The sequence below is a fragment of the Streptomyces litchfieldiae genome (genome assembly GCF_031845365.1).
In the GTDB taxonomy this organism is placed as follows: Bacteria; Actinomycetota; Actinomycetes; order Streptomycetales; family Streptomycetaceae; genus Streptomyces; species Streptomyces litchfieldiae.
In genome coordinates, this window is record NZ_JAVREL010000007.1 from 58988 (window position 1) to 77009 (window position 18022).

Annotated in this window: 17 protein-coding genes; 10 read left to right on the forward strand and 7 right to left on the reverse strand. The window is 75.2% G+C overall.

Annotated elements, in window-relative coordinates:
- Positions 1-18: 18 nt before the first annotated feature.
- Both RM590_RS14180 and RM590_RS14185 read right to left on the reverse strand, forming a co-directional pair.
- The gene (locus tag RM590_RS14180) at positions 19-1905 is read right to left on the reverse strand and encodes an AAA family ATPase (RefSeq protein WP_311704885.1); all 1887 of its coding nucleotides are present in this window, start codon (positions 1903-1905) and stop codon (positions 19-21) included.
- A 51-nt stretch (positions 1906-1956) separates the two neighbouring features.
- Entirely contained in the window at positions 1957-2559 is a 603-nt protein-coding gene (locus RM590_RS14185; RefSeq protein ID WP_311704886.1) for a uridine kinase family protein, read from the reverse strand.
- Positions 2560-2696: 137 nt separating this feature from the next.
- Between RM590_RS14185 and RM590_RS14190 the strand changes: the two genes are divergently transcribed.
- From RM590_RS14190 to RM590_RS14200, 3 genes are all read left to right on the forward strand, one after another.
- Positions 2697-4055 (forward strand): peptidase C39 family protein, encoded by a 1359-nt coding sequence (locus RM590_RS14190; protein WP_311704887.1) that lies wholly within the window; start codon positions 2697-2699, stop codon positions 4053-4055.
- A 224-nt stretch (positions 4056-4279) separates the two neighbouring features.
- On the forward strand, positions 4280-4741 hold the full coding sequence (locus RM590_RS14195) for a cupin domain-containing protein (RefSeq protein ID WP_311704888.1): 462 nt from the start codon (positions 4280-4282) through the stop codon (positions 4739-4741).
- Between the two features lie 80 nt (positions 4742-4821).
- Positions 4822-5988, forward strand: coding sequence for an acyl-CoA dehydrogenase family protein (locus RM590_RS14200; protein ID WP_311704889.1), 1167 nt, complete (start codon positions 4822-4824; stop codon positions 5986-5988).
- A 33-nt stretch (positions 5989-6021) separates the two neighbouring features.
- Here the strand turns inward: RM590_RS14200 and RM590_RS14205 are convergent, their stop codons facing one another.
- The gene (locus RM590_RS14205; protein WP_311704890.1) at positions 6022-6405 is read right to left on the reverse strand and encodes a hypothetical protein; all 384 of its coding nucleotides are present in this window, start codon (positions 6403-6405) and stop codon (positions 6022-6024) included.
- Between the two features lie 210 nt (positions 6406-6615).
- Between RM590_RS14205 and RM590_RS14210 the strand changes: the two genes are divergently transcribed.
- The 5 genes from RM590_RS14210 to fxsA all read left to right on the forward strand — a co-directional run bounded on the left by RM590_RS14210 (position 6616) and on the right by fxsA (position 12289).
- Entirely contained in the window at positions 6616-7056 is a 441-nt protein-coding gene (locus tag RM590_RS14210) for an Lrp/AsnC family transcriptional regulator (protein WP_311704891.1), read from the forward strand.
- Positions 7057-7100: 44 nt separating this feature from the next.
- Positions 7101-8741 (forward strand): amidohydrolase, encoded by a 1641-nt coding sequence (locus tag RM590_RS14215; RefSeq protein ID WP_311704892.1) that lies wholly within the window; start codon positions 7101-7103, stop codon positions 8739-8741.
- Between the two features lie 483 nt (positions 8742-9224).
- On the forward strand, positions 9225-10919 hold the full coding sequence (gene lnt, locus RM590_RS14220) for an apolipoprotein N-acyltransferase (RefSeq protein WP_311704893.1): 1695 nt from the start codon (positions 9225-9227) through the stop codon (positions 10917-10919).
- Entirely contained in the window at positions 10916-11683 is a 768-nt protein-coding gene (locus tag RM590_RS14225; protein ID WP_311704894.1) for a polyprenol monophosphomannose synthase, read from the forward strand. Before lnt ends, RM590_RS14225 begins: the two co-directional genes overlap by 4 nt.
- A 3-nt stretch (positions 11684-11686) precedes the next feature.
- Entirely contained in the window at positions 11687-12289 is a 603-nt protein-coding gene (gene fxsA, locus RM590_RS14230; RefSeq protein ID WP_311704895.1) for an FxsA family membrane protein, read from the forward strand.
- 127 nt (positions 12290-12416) lie between these two features.
- Here fxsA and RM590_RS14235 read toward each other — a convergent pair whose 3' ends face one another.
- Complete coding sequence (locus RM590_RS14235; RefSeq protein WP_311704896.1) at positions 12417-12791, reverse strand: RNA polymerase-binding protein RbpA; 375 nt, start codon at positions 12789-12791, stop codon at positions 12417-12419.
- A gap of 282 nt (positions 12792-13073) precedes the next feature.
- Positions 13074-13727 carry a membrane protein YczE gene (gene yczE, locus RM590_RS14240; protein ID WP_311704897.1) on the reverse strand — a complete coding sequence of 218 codons (654 nt, stop codon included), beginning with the start codon at positions 13725-13727 and terminating at the stop codon, positions 13074-13076.
- A 99-nt stretch (positions 13728-13826) separates the two neighbouring features.
- Between yczE and yczR the strand changes: the two genes are divergently transcribed.
- Entirely contained in the window at positions 13827-15332 is a 1506-nt protein-coding gene (yczR, locus tag RM590_RS14245; protein WP_311704898.1) for a MocR-like transcription factor YczR, read from the forward strand.
- A gap of 18 nt (positions 15333-15350) precedes the next feature.
- Here yczR and RM590_RS14250 read toward each other — a convergent pair whose 3' ends face one another.
- On the reverse strand, positions 15351-17036 hold the full coding sequence (locus RM590_RS14250) for a bifunctional 3'-5' exonuclease/DNA polymerase (RefSeq protein ID WP_311704899.1): 1686 nt from the start codon (positions 17034-17036) through the stop codon (positions 15351-15353).
- Between the two features lie 204 nt (positions 17037-17240).
- On the opposite strand from RM590_RS14250, the gene RM590_RS14255 reads away from it, so the two are divergent.
- Complete coding sequence (locus RM590_RS14255) at positions 17241-17492, forward strand: SHOCT domain-containing protein (RefSeq protein WP_311704900.1); 252 nt, start codon at positions 17241-17243, stop codon at positions 17490-17492.
- 19 nt (positions 17493-17511) lie between these two features.
- Here the strand turns inward: RM590_RS14255 and RM590_RS14260 are convergent, their stop codons facing one another.
- The gene (locus RM590_RS14260) at positions 17512-17937 is read right to left on the reverse strand and encodes an ATP-binding protein (RefSeq protein ID WP_311704901.1); all 426 of its coding nucleotides are present in this window, start codon (positions 17935-17937) and stop codon (positions 17512-17514) included.
- Positions 17938-18022: the final 85 nt, after the last annotated feature.

Sequence of the window (18022 nt, forward strand, 5' to 3'; positions counted from 1 at the left end):
GGCCCGCGCCGGGGGCGGTCACGCCAGCGGCGGCAGCTCGTCGTCCCCGGCCCGCGGCCGGCCCCGGCTGGACAGCACCTCGCCGTACGCCTGCATGAGATCCGGCAGCCGCAGCGTGGACAGCTCCTGCCGGGTCGGCGCGGTGGCCGACTCCGACAGCCGCATGTCCCGGAACGCGCAGGACGACTCGTACAGCGTCCGCAGGAACCGGCCGTTGCCCAGCTCGTCGATCCAGCCCTCGGCCACCACGTGCTCGCCGATGCTGCGCAGCTCCTCCAGCGCCTCCGCGTCCCAGGAGTCGCCGTGCTCGGCCGCCAGCAGCTCGCCGATCGCCGTCAGTTCCGCCGGCTGGTAGCTCGGGAACTCCACCCGGGCCGAGAACCGGGAGCCCAGCCCGGGGTTGGCGGCCAGCAGCCGGTCCATCCCCGCCGGATAGCCGGCCAGGATCACCACCAGGTGCTCGCGGCTGTCCTCCGCCCGCTTCAGCAGCACCTGAAGGGCCTCGTCCCCGTACGCGTCGCCCTTGCTGTAGCCGGAGTGCACCAGGCTGTACGCCTCGTCGATGAACAGCACGCCGCCCAGCGCGGAGTCGATGAGCCGGTTCGCCTTGACCGCCGTCTGCCCCAGGAACTCCCCGACCAGATCCGCCCGTTGCGCCTCGACCAGCCGGTCGTGGCTGAGCACGCCCAGCGCGTGGAAGACCCGCCCCAGGATCCGTGCCACCGTCGTCTTCCCGGTCCCCGACGGTCCGGAGAACACGAAGTGCCGCTTCGGCGGCTGCACCGGCAGCCCCTGCCCGGACCGCAGCCGCGCCATCCGCAACTGCGCGGACATCGCCCGCACCTGCTCCTTCACCGGCTCCAGGCCGACCATGCGGTCCAGCTCCGCCAGCGTCCGCGCCAGCAGCGCCGGATCCGGCGCTGGCGGCAGCCCGCGCACCACCGCCGGGAGCGGCGCGTGGCCGCCGGCCGACGGCACCCCGCCCGGCCGCTCCCCGCCCGCGGGCGACGCCGGGGACGGCAGCCGACGTCCCGGATACCCGGCCGCGGACGCCTCCTCGCCCGGCCCGCCCGCCGGATCCCTCGGCAGCGGCCCGTCCTCCGCCGACGGCGCGGCCACGTGCCCGGACTCCGGGTCCTCCGCGGCCAGCGCCGTCAGCCGCACCGCGGTGTCCATGAACTCCGGATCCACCCCGTGCACCGCGCGGTAGAGCGGAATGGCGGCCGCGCTGCGCCCGCTGCCCTCCCGCGCCCGCGCCAGCCAGTAGCGCAGCTCCTTGCGCTGCGGCTGTTCGCTGCGGCAGCGCATGAGCGCCGCGGTCAGCAGCGGCTCCGCCTGGTCGAACATCTCCAGCCGCACCCGGGCCATCCCCGCGAACAGCCCGGCCTCCACGCCGAGATGGGGGTCGTCCGTGAGCGTGGCGGTGAACCGGAACAGCCCCTCCCAGTCCTTGGAGAGGTAGCAGCGGCAGGCGTGCAGGAACCGCGCGTACGGGTCGGACTCCGGCGCCGGGCACTCGGCCAGCGCCCGGTCCAGCTCGGCCATCCGGCGGCCGTCCAGCAGATGGGACGCGTGCGCGAGTAGCAGGTCCCGCTCCGTCTCCAGCACCGGCTGCACCCACCAGCCCAGCCAGTACCAGGAGCTCAACGGGCGGCCGTGCCGGGCCCGTTGCTCCCCGAATCGGGCACGGTTGCGGTACATCTGGCGCAGCGCGGCGGGCACGTCTGTGCGCAGCGCGTGCAGCCCGAGCCAGGCGTCCGCCATCCCGGGGTCCTCGCGGACCGCGGCCCGGAACTCCTCCTCAGCCTCGGGGTAGGCCGCCGCCGTATAGGCGTCCACCCCGCGCAGCCACGCCAGATCGGCCCCGGTGGGCGGACCGGGCGCGGCATGCGTGCCAGAACTCATGAAGACCCCCACAACGGGCTCCCGTTGCCTGCCCCCGACGCCCGGAGGGCCTCATTCGCAGGCAACGTAACGTCCACCCCTCGGTATCATCAGGATATCCGCAAAGGGCTTTGACGGATCTTCACGGAAGTGTCGTCGTTCCGCTTCCTCCCACTCCCGCCAGAACGCGGCCAGTTGGGGCCCGTCCCGGCGCCGCCCGCGTTCCCAGGCGACCTCCTCCGGCACCGCCAGCCAGACCAGCAGCGCCAGGTGCGGGCGCAGCGCGCGGCGGCCCGCCCCGACCCCCTCCAGGAGCACGACGGGCGCCGGATCCAGCACCTCCTCCCCGGCGAACGCCCGCTTTTCCCAGTCGTAAACGGGATAGCGGGCCGGGCGCCCGGCGGCCAGCGGGCGCAGCACCCGCGTGGTCAGCGGCTCCAGCCAGCCGAAGAACGCCTCGTGGCTGGCGAAGTCGTCCAGCCGCACCACCGGCGCCCCGCCCAGCGCCTGCGACAGCTTGCCGGCCAGCGTGCTCTTGCCCGAGCCGGCGTGCCCGTCGATCGCCACCAGCCGCACCTGGCCGCAACTGGGCGGCAGGGCCCGCACCCGGTCCGGCAGTCCGGCGAGCCCCTCGCGGGCTCCCTCATCGGCCCCTTCGTCGGCAGTGTGGATCATCGCGGCCAGCGTAACGGCGCCACAGGTCGACACCAATAATGTTTCCGCGCGTTCCCGGTCCCTTACTGGTCGTGAGGACCCCGACCGGAGATAGTGGTGCCCTGCCGCACCTCAGCGCCCCGACCGGGAGGCCCACCGTGCCCACGACGCCCCGCCGCACCGTCCTCGCCGCCGCCGTCGCCGCCGCGGTCGGCACCTCCGCCTCGCTCACCTCCTCCGCCACCGCGTCCGGCGGCTCGCGCCGGCGCCCCGCGGCGGCCGACTCCACCATCGAGTACCGCGGCTGGACCACCGCGACCCAGTGGCGCGGTGGCACCGCCAGCGGCGTCACCGTCCTGACCGGTGCCCGGCCCGGGGTGAGGTTCGCGGCCCCGGCGGGGACCGTGGACTACACCGACCCGCACACCGGCACCACCCGGTCCTGGGAGTACGCGACCTGGCTCTCCCCGGTCCACCGGGCGGCCACCCCGGCGGGCGAGCTGATCGCCTCCTGGAACGCGGACACGCCCGCCGGCACCTGGCTGCGCGTCGAGATGCTGGGCACCTACACGGACGGCACCGACACCCCCTGGTACACCCTGGGCGTCTGGGCCGCGGGCGACGAGGACATCCGCCGCACCTCGGTGGACGGCCAGACGGACGGCAAGAGCACCGTGTGGACGGACACCTTCGCCATCGACGACCTGGCCGCCGGCCCGCGGCTGGCCTCCTACCGGCTGCGGCTGACGCTCTACCGCGCGCCGGGCGGCGCCGCCCCGACCGTGTGGCGGCTGGGCGCCATGACGTCCGACGTGCCGGACCGCTTCGAGGTCCCGGCGAGCACGCCGGGCGTGGCCGCGGGCATCGAGCTGCCCGTGCCGTCCTACTCGCAGAACGTGCACATCGGCCGCTACCCGGAGTACGACAACGGGGGCGAGGCGTGGTGCAGCCCCACCTCGTCCCAGATGATCGTCGAGTCCTGGGGCCATCGGCTCACCCCCGAGCAACTCGCCTGGGTGAACCCGGAGTTCGACGACCCGCAGGTCTGCCACGCGGCCCGCTTCACCTATGACTACCAGTACGCCGGCTGCGGCAACTGGCCGTTCAACGCCGCGTACGCCGCCACCTTCCCGGGCCTCCAGGCGGTGGTCACCCGCGTCGCCGACCTGGGCGACGCCGAGCGGCTGATCGCCGCGGGCATCCCGCTGATCACGTCCCAGTCGTTCTACGAGGCCGAGCTCGACGGCGCCGGCTACGGCACCTCGGGCCATCTGATGACGGTGGTCGGCTTCACCGAGGCCGGTGACGTCATCGCCAACGACCCGGCCAGCAGCGACAATTCGGCCGTCCGGCGGGTCTACCCGCGCCGGCAGTTCGAGAACATCTGGCTGCGGACCAAGCGATACGACGCCTCGGGCCGGGTCCGCAGCGGCACGGGAGGTGTCTGCTACCTCTACTTCCCGGCCACGCCCACCGCCGCCCAGCGAGCAGCCCTCGCCTGTGTCGGGATCGGCTGAGGAACGCGCCCCGCGCGCCCCCGGCACCCGAGCCCGATGCGTACGGACCACCCGCGCGCCGCGCACGAGTACGGGCCGGGGCGCGTGGGTAGTGCCGGGGCGTGAGGCGCCGCGTGCCGTCGGCGCCCGTGGGGAGGGAGGCACAATGCCGGGAATTCTCCGGGGAGTTGTGGACGCCGGGGCGGGCCGGCGCCCGGTGCCGGTCCGGGCCGGGGGCCGCTGACATGCCACGCGGAATCCGGGCGGTACGAGCGGCGGTCCTGGCCGTTCTCGCGGTCGCCGTGCTGGCCACGCTCCCCTCGGCCGGGGCCACGCCCGGCCGGGGCGTGACGGCCGAGACCCTGGCCGAGGGCACGTCCGAGGCCGGGCTGGCCATCCGGACCACGGGCCGCACCGATGTGACGGTCCGCGTGATCACCATCGCCCCGGGCGGCTCCACCGGCTTGCACCACCACCCCGGCCCGCTGATCGCCGTGGTGGAGTCCGGCACCCTCACCCGGACGCTGGACGACTGCTCGGTGGAGGTGTCCACGCTTGGTGACACGGTCCTGGAGCCCGCCGGGCGGCGCCACGTCCACCTCGGGCGGAACCTGGGTACCGAGCCCGTCGTGCTGTACGCCACCTACTTCGTGCCCGAGGGAAGCCCCCTATCGGTGGACGCCGCCGACCCAGGCTGCGGCACCTGACCCATCCCGAACACGACACCCGGGCCGCCGCGATCCGGCGGTCCCGGTGCGACCTGCCATCACCCCCTGGAGGAAACGCGATGACCGCCCCCGACGCCGTTCCGCACGTGCGGCGTTCCCTGCCCACCCGGGAAGCGCACGACCTGCTCGCCCTGGTCCGCGAGCTGATCCGGCGCGAGATCCGGCCCCGGGCCGCCGAGGAGGAGGCCGCCGCGGTCTTCCCCCGTGACCTCTTCCGGCAGTTGTCCGCCGCCGGGCTGCTGTCGCTGCCCTACCCCGGGGAGTACGGCGGCGGGGACCAGCCCTACGAGGTCTACCTCCAGGTGCTGGAGGAACTCGCCGCCGCCCGGCTGACCGTCGGCCTGGGCGTCAGCGTCCACACCCTGGCCTGCCACGCGCTGGCCGGCTTCGGCACCAAGGAGCAGCGCGGCGAGCACCTGCCGGACATGCTCGGCGGCGGACTCCTCGGCGCCTACTGCCTGTCCGAGCCCGGCTCCGGGTCGGACGCCGCCTCGCTGCGCACCCGCGCGGTGCGGGACGGCGACGACTGGGTGCTGACCGGGACCAAGGCGTGGATCACGCACGGCGGCGTCGCCGACTTCTACACCGTCATGGCCCGCACGGGCGAGGAGGGACCGCGGGGCATCACGGCGTTCCTGGTGCCCGCCGACGCGCCCGGGCTCAGCGCCGCCGCGCCCGAGCGCAAGATGGGCATGGGCGGATCCCCGACGGCCCAGGTGCGGCTCGACGGCGTGCGCGTTCCCGACGCGCGCCGGCTCGGAGAGGAGGGGCGCGGCTTCGGCATCGCGCTGGCCGCCCTGGACGGCGGCCGGCTCGGGATCGCCGCCTGCGCGATCGGGGTCGCCCAGGCGGCGCTGCACGAGGCACTGGCGTTCACCGCCGCGCGCGAGCAGTTCGGCCGCCCGGTCGCCGAGTTCCAGGGGCCGCGTTTCATGCTCGCCGACATGGCCACCCAGATCGAGGCCGGCCGCGCGCTCTACCTGGCCGCCGCCCGGCTGCGGGACGCGGGCGAGCCGTTCTCCGGCGAGGCGGCGATGGCCAAGCTGTTCTGCACGGACACCGCCATGCGCGTCACCATCGACGCGGTCCAACTGCTGGGCGGCTACGGCTACACGGCCGACTTCCCGGCCGAGCGCTATCTGCGCGAGGCGAAGATGCTGCAGATCGTCGAGGGCACCAACCAGATCCAGCGGATGGTGGTCGCCCGCCACCTGGTGGGGGCGTAGGTCCCTCCGTCCCGTATGGAACGGCGCCGGCGCTCAGGCCGCCTGGCGCAGCGTGGTGGCGGCGGTGGTGGTGACGTGCGAAAAGGGCTGGAGGCGCCAGTCCAGGCCCTCTGGGAGGGCGGCCAGCGAGACGCTCTCCCGGCCGGCCGGCGCCGCCGGCACGACCGCCGCCTTGTCGCCGGCCACCACGCGGCCGGAGCCGGGGCACAGGGTCAGCCCGAACGGGTTCCACGGAGTCGAGCACAGCGCGTGCTGCGGCATCGCCTCGCCCGGGTCGGCGAGGGCGACGGGCCGGGCGCAGTCGGGGCAGATGACCCGGACCAGGTCCGCAAAGGGCTCCTCGTCGGCGACCCCCGAGGTCTCGTCGTCGAACTCCGGTGCGAAATCGCCGGGTTCGGAACGCTTTGGTGGCTTCACGGTGCGCATGGATCCCCCTAGGAGGCACAGTGGTGTTGGCCACAGCAAGCACTTCCCGCCCCGATCAGCGAATAATCGTGAAGCCGAACCGGACGCGGAATGGCTTTTGTGTCGTTCGTCACATAACTGTTGTGGAACTGTGGCCGCCCGTGCCCGCCCGGCTGCGGGCGGCATCCCCACCCGGGTGCCATTCCGGGTAGGTTACGCGGCGTGGAGGAACTGGACCGGCGCATCGTGGAACTGCTCGTCAAGGACGGGCGGATGAGCTACACCGACCTGGGCAGGGCCACCGGGCTCTCCACCTCGGCCGTGCACCAGCGCGTGCGCCGCCTGGAACAGCGCGGCATCATCCGCGGCTACGCCGCCATCGTCGCCCCCGACGCCGTCGGCCTGCCGCTCACCGCGTTCATCTCGGTCAAGCCCTTCGACCCCAGCGCCCCGGACGACATCGCCGACCGGCTCGCGGGCGTGCCCGAGATCGAGGCCTGCCACAGCGTCGCGGGGGACGAGAACTACATCCTGAAGGTCCGCGTCGCCACGCCCGCCGAGCTGGAGAACCTGCTGGCCCGCATCCGCTCGCTGGCCGGCGTCTCCACCCGCACCACCGTCGTGCTGTCCACCCCCTACGAGGCGCGCCCGCCGCGCGTGTAGACCCCGCGGTCGGCCGCGGGGCGCCGGGCCGGAAGACTGGGGCCATGACCCAACGCACCACCCCCGGCGAGAGGCCCCGCACCGTTCTGCTGCGCCGCGGCGAGGTCCACAGCCCCGCCGACCCCTTCGCCACGGCCATGGCCGTGGCGGGCGACCGCGTCGCCTGGGTCGGCTCGGAAGCCGCCGCCGACTCGCTGGCCGCGTCCGCCGACGAGATCGTCGACCTCGACGGGGCGCTCGTTACCCCGGCGTTCACGGACGCGCATGTGCACACGACCGCCACGGGGCTCACCCTGACCGGCCTCGACCTCGCCCCGGCCCGTTCGCTCGCCGAGGCCCTCGCCCTCGTCGCCGCCCACGCCGCCGCGGCCCCGGCCGGCGGCGTGCTCATCGGCCACGGCTGGGACACCACCGACTGGCCGGAGGGCCGCCCGCCGACCCGCGCCGAGCTCGACCGGGCCGCCGCCGGCCGCCCGCTCTACCTCACCCGCGTCGACGCGCACTCGGCGCTCGCCACCACGGCCCTGCTCGACCGGGTGCCCGGCGTCGCCGGGCTGTCCGGCCACGACCCCGCCGGGCCGCTCACCGGCGACGCCCACCACGCCGTGCGCCGCGCCGCCGACGCCACCGTCTCCCCCCGCCAGCGGGCCGACGCCCAGCGCGCGGCGCTGCGCCGGGCCGCGGCCCTGGGCATCGGCGCGGTGCACGAGTGCGCGGGCCCGGACATCTCCAGCGAGGAGGACCTGACCGGCCTGCTCGCGCTCGCCGAGGCGGAGCCCGGCCCCCGGGTCTTCGGCTACTGGGCCGGACTCGTCACATCCGCGAAGGAGGCGCGACAGGTGCGCGAGCTCGGCGCCATCGGCGCGGCCGGCGACCTCTTCGCCGACGGCTCCCTCGGCTCCCACACCGCGCACCTGCACCAGCCCTACGCCGACGCCGGCCACACCGGCACGGCGCACCTCACCGCGCACGACATCGCCGCCCATGTGACCGCCTGCACCGAGGCCGGGCTCCAGGCCGGGTTCCACGCCATCGGCGACGCCGCGGTCACGGCCGTCACCGAGGGCGTCGCGGCCGCCGCCGACCGCCTCGGTACCGAGCGGGTCCGGGCGCTGCGCCACCGCGTCGAGCACGCCGAGATGCTCACCCCGGAGACGATCGACGCCTTCGCCGCGCTGGCCCTGACCGCCTCCGTCCAGCCCGCCTTCGACGCGGCCTGGGGCGGCGAGGACGGCATGTACGCCCGGCGACTGGGCCCTTCCCGGGCCCGCACCCTCAACCCGTTCGCCGCCCTGCTGCGCGCCGGGGTGCCGCTCGCCTTCGGCTCCGACGCCCCCGTCACCCGCTTCGACCCCTGGGGCACGCTGCGGGCCGCGGCGTTCCACCGCACCTTCGAGCACCGCGTCTCCGTGCGCGCCGCCTTCACGGCCCACACCCGCGGCGGCTGGCGCGCCGTCGGCCGCGACGACGCGGGCGTGCTGGTCCCCGGCGCCCCGGCCGACTACGCCGTGTGGCGCACCGGCGAACTGCTCGTCCAGGCGCCCGACAACCGCATCGCCCGCTGGTCCACCGACCCGCGCTCGGGCACGCCCGGCCTGCCCGACCTGGCCCCCGGCGCCCCGCTGCCCGAGTGTCTGCGGACGGTGGTGGGCGGCCGGACGGTGTACGACCGGCTGAACGAGTGATCCGCCCGGCGGCCATACCGCCGAACGACGTGTGCTGTGCCTGTCGGGCTCCCGCCACCACGGAGCACTGACCTGCCGGTTTGACGGAAAGATCCTGGTCAGACCGCTGTTGACAGGCGGCGGTCGTCGAAGGGTAGGTTCGGCCGGGTCCACCCGAGGGACGTCCGGCCGACGCGCCTCCGCGCAGTCGTGGAACGCTGCTGGGCCACAGAGGGCGGGGTGCCACGAGCCGGCGCTTCGCCAGCGGGAGCCAGGTCCAGTGCCTGCGGCACGGGGGCGGAAGGTGCCGTCCGGTCGGCGGGTGCGACCCGGGACGGGGCCCGGACGCTCAGTAGACAACGGCTTCGGTCGACCCGCAGCCAGCGGGTCCCGGGTCGGACCGAAGGGCGCCGGGTCCCGATCCGCAGCCCCCGCGTCGCCGCCTCACGCCGCGTTCGAGGTACGGTCGTTCATCATCGCCCGCTTTCCAGAGAGGCCACGACCGTGCCATCGGGCCCCGAGACGACCACGGCCAGCGATACCGGTGACGCACGCCCGGACACGCCCGCGCCGGCCGACGAACCACCGGTGACCGCCCCCGCCCCGGCCCGCCGCCCCGGGCGGCTCGCGCGGCTGGCCGCCCAGGGGCGGCGGCACTGGCGCGTGAGCCTGGTGGCCGCCGGCGCCGGACTGGCCCTGGCCGCCGCGTTCCCGCCCTACGACATCTGGCCGCTGTCGATCGTCGCGGTCGCCGTGCTCTCCGTGCTCGCCCACGGCCGGACCGCGCGGCAGGGCGCCTGGCTCGGCTTCGCGCTGGGCCTGCCGTTCTTCGTCGGCCTGCTCAAGTGGCTGCACGTCATCGGCTGGGACACCGTCGTCGGGCTCTCCCTGGTGGAGGCGCTGTTCTTCGTGCCGCTGGGCGCCGGGCTCGCGGTCACCTCGCGGCTGCCCGGATGGCCGCTGTGGGCGGCCTGTCTGTGGGTCGCGCAGGAATGGGCGCGGGACCGGGTGCCGCTGGGCGGGTTCCCCTGGGGGCGGCTCGCCTTCGCCAACACCAGCACCCCGTTCACGCCGCTGGCCGCCCTCGGCGGCGCGCCGCTGGTCACCTTCGCGGTCGCCCTCGCCGGCACACTGCTTGCCTTCGCCGCGCTGCGCCTGTGGCCGCTGTGGCGCGAGCGGGCGGCGCGACCGGCGCGGGCCGCCGTCGTCCCGGCCGCCGGGGCGCTCGGCCTGGCCGCGGCCGTGGCCGTGGCGGGCTACGCGGTGCCGGTGCCCACCGACGCCGACGATACCGTCTCCGTCGCGGTGGTGCAGGGCAACGTGCAGCAGGCCGGCATGGACTTCCTCGGCCGCCCGATGATGATCCTCAACAACCACGTCGAGGCGACGCTTGAGCTGGCCGACGACATCGACGCCGGCCAGGTGGACCGCCCCGACCTGGTGCTCTGGCCGGAGAACGCCTCGGACCTCGATCCCTACCGCGACCCGGAGGCGGCGGCCGCGATCGAACGGGCCGTGCGCGCCGTCGGGGTGCCGATCCTGGTGGGCGCGCTGGTCGACCACCCCACCAAGGACGGCTACGTGGAGAACCAGGGCATCGTCTGGGATCCGGAGACCGGCCCCGGGGAGTCGTACACCAAGCAGCACCCCGTGCCGTTCGGCGAGTACGTGCCCTTCCGCGACCAGCTCAGCGCCGTCATCAGCCGCCTGGAGCGGGTACCCCGGGACTTCTACCCGGGCGAGGAGCCCGGCGTGCTGGACGTCGGCCCGGCCCGGCTGGGCGACGTCATCTGCTTCGAGGTGGCCTACGACGGCATCGTCCGGGACACCGTGAACGCCGGGGCCCGCGCGCTGGTCGTCCAGACGAACAACGCCACCTACGGCAACACCGGCCAGCCCGAGCAGCAGCTCGCCATGTCCCAACTGCGTGCCGTGGAGCACGGCCGGGCCGTCGTCACCGCCGCGACCAGCGGCATCAGCGCCATCGTCGCGCCGGACGGCACCATCGAACAGCGCACCGAGGAGTTCACCCAGGACGTTCTCGTCGGTGAGCTGCCCCTGCGGGACGGGAGGACCGTGGCGGACCGGGTGGGCGCCGCGCCCGAGTGGGCGCTCGCGGGCCTGGGGCTGCTGGTGTGGGCGGGGGTGGCGGTGCGGGACCGCCGGGCCCGCCCGGAGCGGAAGGAGACGCCCGCGTGACCGACCGCCCGTCGCTCGACAAGGACCCGCCCGGCCGGGTCCTGGTGATCATCCCGACCTACAACGAGGCGGACAACCTCACCCCGCTCGTCGGCCGGCTGCGGGCCGCCGTGCCGCGCTGCCACATCCTGGTGGCCGACGACAACAGCCCCGACGGCACCGGCAAGATCGCGGACGAGATCTCCGACGGCGACGACCAGGTGCACGTGCTGCACCGGCCCGGCAAGGAGGGCCTCGGCGCCGCGTATGTGGCCGGGTTCCGCTGGGGGCTGGAGCGCGGCTACGACGTGCTGGTGGAGATGGACGGCGACGGCTCGCACCGCCCGGAGGAACTGCCCCGGCTGCTGACCGCGCTGCGGGACGCCGACCTCGTGCTCGGCTCGCGGTGGATCCCCGGCGGGCGCATCGTCAACTGGCCCAAGTACCGCGAACTGCTCTCCCGGGGCGGCAGCGCCTACTCCCGGCTGCTGCTGGGGCTGCCGGCCCGCGACGTCACCGGCGGGTTCCGGGCGTTCCGCGCGCATGTGCTGGACCCCGGGCTGCTGGCCGACGTGGAGTCCCAGGGCTACTGCTTCCAGGTGGACCTGCTCCACCGCACCCTGCGGGCCGGGCATCGCGTCGTGGAGGTGCCCATCACCTTCGTGGAGCGCGAGCACGGGGACAGCAAGATGAGCCGGGACATCGTGATCGAGGCGCTCTGGCGGGTGACCGCGTGGGGCGTGGCGGCCCGCCTCGGCAAACTCACCGGTACCAGGCACACTTGAGACATGACGAGTGGCAGTCCCGACCCGTACCGGAGTCGGCCCCGGGGCGGAGTGCGAGCCCCCCGGCCACGGCGTGGCGTCCGTGCGCTGTTCCCGCTGCTGGTCGCGGCCTGGGCGCTGCTGGAGATCTGGCTGCTGATGCTGCTGGGCGACGCGGCGGGCGGCGCGACCGTTTTCCTGGTGCTGTGCGCCGGGTTCGTGCTCGGCGCCGTGGTGATCAAGCAGGCCGGGCGCCGGGCGTGGCAGCGGCTGGCCGAGAGCCTCCAGGCGGGGCCCGCGCCCTCACGTGAACGCCCCGCCCGCGGCGGGAACGGGCTGACGATGCTCGGCGGACTGCTCCTCATGGTGCCGGGACTCGTCTCGGACGCCCTCGGGCTGCTGTGCGTCTTCCCGCCGACTGCCGCGCTGCTGCGGCGGGCCGGGGCCCGGTATGTCACGCGCCGCGCGGGACCGCTGGGCGCCGCGTTCGAGGAGGCCAGGGCCGCCCGCGACCAGATGCGCATGCGCCGCCCGGACGGGCGGGTGGTGCCCGGCGAGGTCATCCGGGACGAGGCCGGCGAGGACGGAAACGGCGACCGGGACGACAAGAGCGGCCCGCGACCCTAACGGGCCACGGGCCGTCCTCCCGGGTGCGCCCGACGCGCGGGCGCGCCATTGTCGCGCACAAACAAAGGGGCCGGGTCACCTCACGTGACCCGAGCCCTCGGTTCCCCGGTCGTCGCCGAAGCGGTGCCTATGCCGTCTTGCGGCTGTCGCGCGGATGCACCGCGATGTTCATCGCGCCGGAGCGCAGTACCGCCAGCCGCTCGGCGAGGACTTCCTCAAGCTCCTCGCGCGTCCGGCGCTCCATCAGCATGTCCCAATGGGTGCGGGCGGGCTTGCCCTTCTTCTCCTCGGGGCCCTCGCCGTCCACCAGCAGGGCCTGGGAGCCGCAGACCTTGCATTCCCACTCCGGCGGGATCTCGGCCTCCACCGAGAACGGCATCTCGAACCGATGCCCGTTCCGGCATGCGTACTCCACCGCCTGACGCGGCGCGAGGTCAATGCCGCGGTCCGTCTCGTAGCTGGTCACCACGAGCCGCGTGCCGCGTAGAGCTCGCTCACTCATGAATCGTGCCTCCCGGGCTTGTCGCCCACAGGACAGGTGTCGCTGTCGTCATCAATCAGGTCAACGTCCGGTCGGCGGTGAAGATTCCCGTTGCAGGTCATGCGTCGCCCGTCGTACCGCCCCTTTTAGTACCCACCGGCGTCCGGTTTGTCACATCTGACAGGAGATGTCACCCGGCGTCCGCACAGGATGGCTCGGGGTGACGGTCCATCCGGCGGGACCAAGCGCGTAGAATACCCCGCCGTCGCCGGTGGTCGAAATCCATTCCGGATTTCGCCTTCCTCATCGTGGATGAAGCGGCCTCATCGTGGATGAAGGGGGCCCCATCGTGGACGAGGGCGGCTCCATCGTGGCCGGAGGCAGCGCGAACATCCGCAGGAAGAACTGGGCCAGCGGCCCGATCGCCAGCGCGTACACGACCGTGCCCACCCCGGCCGCGCCGCCCAGCAGCACGCCCACCGTGAGCACCGTCACCTCGATCCCGGTGCGGACCAGGCGCAGGGATCTGCCGGTCACCCGGTGCAGCGCCGTCATCAGCCCGTCCCGCGGCCCGGCGCCGAACCGGGCCGAGATGTAGAGCCCCGTCGCCACCCCGTTGAGCACCACGGCGCCCAGCAGCAGCGGTATCTGCGCCAACGGCGCACCCACTCGGGGAACCAGCGCCAGGGTGGCGTCCATCGACAGCCCGACCAGAGCCACGTTCGAGAGCGTGCCCAGCCCCGGGCGTTCGCGCAGCGGGATCCACAGCAGCAGCACCAGTGCGCCCGTGATGTTCACCACCATCCCGATGGACAGCCCGACGTGCTCGGCGATCCCCTGGTGGAACACGTCCCACGGGTCGAGCCCGAGCCCGGCGCGGACCAGCAGGGCGGCGCTCGCTCCGTACAGCAGCAGCCCGGCGTACAACTGGACGAGCCGCCGCGGCAGCCGGTTCATGAGGACTCCTCTCTGGCGCAAGTGGCCTGACACGTGCCACCCTGTGGCTCTCGAAGGGCGCAATCCCAGGGCCAATTGGCGAAGGGTGGACTGTTTTCCATGCCTCAGTGGACCTCTACCGTGGGTGCGCATCAGCTCGCCCGGCTGCTCGGCTCCCAGGCCCGGAGCGGCCCGGCGGCCGGTGGCCCGCGCGTGCCGGCCTACCGCGCGCTGGCCGACGGCGTGCGGCTGCTGGTGCTGGAGGGACGGGTCCCGGTCGCCGCCCGGCTGCCCGCCGAGCGCGAGCTCGCCGGCGCCCTGGCCGTCAGCCGCACCACCGTGGCCGCCGCGTTCGAGGCGCTGCGCGCCGACGGCTTCCTGGAGTCCCGGCGCGGCTCCGGGAGCTGGACCGCCGTGCCCGCCGGCCGGCCGCTGCCCGGCCGCGCCATGGAGCCCCTGCCGCCCGAGGCGGCGGGCTCCATGCTCGACCTCGGCTGCGCCGCGCTCCCCGCCCCCGAGCCCTGGCTCACCCGCGCCTGCCGGGCGGCGCTGGACGCGCTGCCGCCCTCCGCCCGCACCCATGGCGACTTCCCGGCCGGGCTGCCCGAGCTGCGGCAGGCCCTCGCCGACCGGTACACCGCGCGGGGCGTGCCCACCATGCCCGAGCAGATCATGATCACCACCGGCGCGATGGGCGCCGTCGCGGCCATCTGCCGGCTCTTCGCGCCGCCGGGCGAACGGGTCGCCGTGGAGCACCCCTCCTACGCCAACGTGCTCCAGCTCATGCGCGAGGCCGGCGCCCGGCTGGTGCCGGTGCCGATGGGCCCGGGGCTCTCCGGCTGGGACCTGCCCGCGTGGCGCCGGGTGCTGAAGGAGGCGTCGCCGCGCATCGCCTATGTGATGGCCGACTTCCACAACCCCACCGGGGCGCTGGCCGGCGACGAGCAGCGCCGGGAGCTCGTCGCCGCCGCCCGCGCCGCCGGCACCGTCCTGGTGGTCGACGAGACCATGAGCGACCTCGCCCTGGACCTCGCGCCGGGGGAGGAACCGCCCACGCCCGTGTCCGCCTTCGACCACGGCGGGGCGGGCGTCGTCACCGTCGGATCCGCCAGCAAGACCTTCTGGGCGGGCCTGCGCATCGGCTGGGTGCGGGCCGCCCCCGAGGTGATCCGCCGCCTGACCGCCGGCCGCGCCTACGCCGACCTGGGCAGCCCCGTGCTCGAACAGCTCGCCCTGAGCTGGCTGATGACCTCGGGCGGCTGGCGGGAGGCCACCGAGCAGCGGCGCGCGGAGGTCCGCGACAGCCGGGCCGCCGTCGTGGCGGCGCTGCGGGAGCACCTGCCCGATTGGGAGTTCAGCGTGCCCGGCGGCGGGCTGACCCTCTGGGTGCGCACCGGCGGCCTGTCCGGGTCCCGGATCGCCGAGGCCGGCGAACGCCTCGGCGTGCGGGTGCCGTCCGGGCCGCGCTTCGGTCTGGACGGCGCGTTCGAGGGCTACCTGCGGGTCCCGTTCACGGTGAGCGGCCCGGTCGCCGTCGAGGCCGCGGCCCGGCTGGCCACCGCCGCCCGGCTGGTCGCGGACGGGCTCGCCGGCGGCGTCGAGGCGCCCCTCGCGCACATCGCCTGACGTCCCGGATTTCTTCGCCTACTTGGCGTCGGCGTAGCACTCCACCACGGCCGCGGTGAACGGGAAGCGGACCGGCGTCGGACCGAACGCCAGGCGGCCCGCGGACTCGCCGGCCGCCCGCACGGCCTCGGTCACCGCCTCGGCCTCCTCGGCCGGACAGTGCACGATCACCTCGTCGTGCTGGAAGAACACCAGCTCGGCCCGCATCCCGTGCAGCATCGCCCGCAGCCCGGCGAGCATCAGCAGTGCCCACTCGGCGGCGCTGCCCTGCACCACGAAGTTCCGCGTGAAGCGGCCCCGGGCCCGCGCCGACGGCGTGCCGCCCGGCGCCGGCGGCTCCCCCTCCCCGTCCCACTCCCGGTCCTCCGCGCCGCCCGGGGGACAGGTGCGGCCCAGCCAGGTCCGCACCAGCCGCCCCTCCTCGCCGGCCCGGGCCGCCTCGTCCACATAGGCCACCGCCAGCGGGAACCGGCGCCGCAGATCCGCCAGATGCCGCAGGCCGTCCCCGGAGGTCTGGCCGTAGACCGCGCCGAGCAGCGCCAGCTTGGCCGCCGCCCGGTCCCCGGAGAACGCGCGGTGCGACAGCGCCGCGTACAGATCGCCGGCGCCGCCCGCCACCGTCATCAGCCCCGGGTCCCGCGAAATCGCCGCCAGCACCCGCGGCTCCAGTTGGTCGGCGTCGGCCACCACCAGCCGCCAGCCCGGGTCGGCCACCACCGCCCGGCGCACCGCCCGCGGGATCTGGAGGGCGCCGCCGCCGTTGGTGGTCCAGCGGCCGGAGGCCGCGCCGCCCGGGACGTACTCCGTGCGGAACCGGCCGTCCCGCACCCACGACCGCAGCCAGGACCAGCCGTGCGCCGTGTGGATCCGGTACAGCCGCTTGTACTCCAGCAGCGGCTCCACCGCCGGGTGGTCGATCTCCCGCAACTCCCAGGCCCGGGTGGAGGACAGCTTGATCCCGGCCCTGGCGAACGCCCGGATGATGTCCGCCGGCAGATCCGGCCGCACCCGCACGCCCTCGCCGAAGGCCACCGACACCCGCTCCGCCAGCTCGGCCAGCCGCCGGGGCGGCGCCCCGCCCGGATACCGCTCCCCGAGCAGCTCGCCCAGCACCCGGCGGTGGATGTCCGCCCGCCAGGGCAGCCCCGCCCGGCCCATCTCGGCCGCCACCAGCGTCCCGGCCGACTCCGCCGCCAGCAGCAGCCGCATCCGCTCCGGGCGCACGGCCGCCGCCGCCCGCACGAGCTGACCCGCGTACACCTCCAGCAGCGCGGCCAGTGGATCCGCCTCCGCGGGCAACGGCACCGGCCCCGCCGCGAAGAGCGACGGCTGCGCCGAGTCCGCCGCGGCCGGCGGCGGATCGTCCGGCTCCGGCAGGCCGCGCAGCCGGGCGAAGGCCGCGCTCAGCGACCGCGGCCGGCCGTACCGCCCCTCGTGCCCCAGCAGCAGCGCCTCCGCCGCCTCCACGTCATAGCACCGCTCCACCCGCAGACCGGCCGCCAGCACCTCCGGATACACCGCCGCCGTCGACCGCCACACCCACCGCGCCACCCGGGGCCGGGCGCGCACCGCCTCGGCCGCCCCCGGCTCGCGCACGATGGGCCCGGCCGCCCGCCCCCGCTCGTCCAGCGGGCACACCCGGACCGAGCCGTCGGCGTACTCCGCCAGCGCCCACCGGCCGCCCTCCGGCCGTTCCTCGCTCATGCGGCCGAGTCTGGCAGCCGCCACTGACAACTCCCCGGCCGTACTCCGCGCGGAGCAGCCGCGAAGCCGCTGCCCGTACGACGCGCCGGCCCCCGGCCGTCCAGCAGGCTCGACACAGCGGACGCCGGCACCGGCGGAAGACCGGGGCCGACGGAGAAGCGAAGAAGCGACGAGAGAAGACACGAAGGAGAGGGAGGGACCGCCATGGAGACCCTGGCGCACACCTTTCGGGACGACGGGCCCGGGCCGTGGATCCTGCTGTTCCCGCTGTTCTGGGCCGTTGTCCTGATCGGCGGCGGCTGGCTGCTGCGCCGCACCGTGTGGCGCGGCCGGGGCGGGCCGGGCCACGACACCCCGGTCGCCCTGCTCGGCCGGCGCTTCGCCGCCGGCGAGATCGACGCCGAGGAGTACCGCGGCCGGCTGGCCGTGCTCACCGAGAACCGGCGCGGCGCCTGAGCCGCGCCCGACGTCCGCCTCAGGCGTGCGCGGCCCACGGATGACGGACCGCGTGCGCCTCCGGCGGCGCCGGAGGATAGGGCACCGGCAGCGTGCACCACACGATCCGGCCCCGCTCGTCCTGATGGGCCCGCACCCCGCCGCCGCCCCGGACCGCGGCCAGGGCCGGCGCCTGATGGGCGCGCTGCCCGTGGTCGCGGACCGAGACCACGATCCTGTCCCACAGCAGCAGCACCTCCACCGTGCAGCGCCGCTCCGCCCCCGCGTGGCGCCCCACGTCGGCCAGCAGCCGCCGGACGCCCGCCCCCACCGCGTCGGCGAGCTGTGGCAGCCGCCAGTGCCGCAGTTGCGCGGCCGCGCGTCGGCACGCCTGGCCGGCCCCGGAGGGAACGGCGGGGAACTCCACGGCGCGCCGCTGGCACGGGGTATCGGAATGAATCGTCACGAGGGGGCTCACCGCTTCCGTGCGACGGACCGACGAGGGAAGGGTCCGGGTGGGGCCAGCCTCCCCCTCAAGGCCCCCGCGCGCA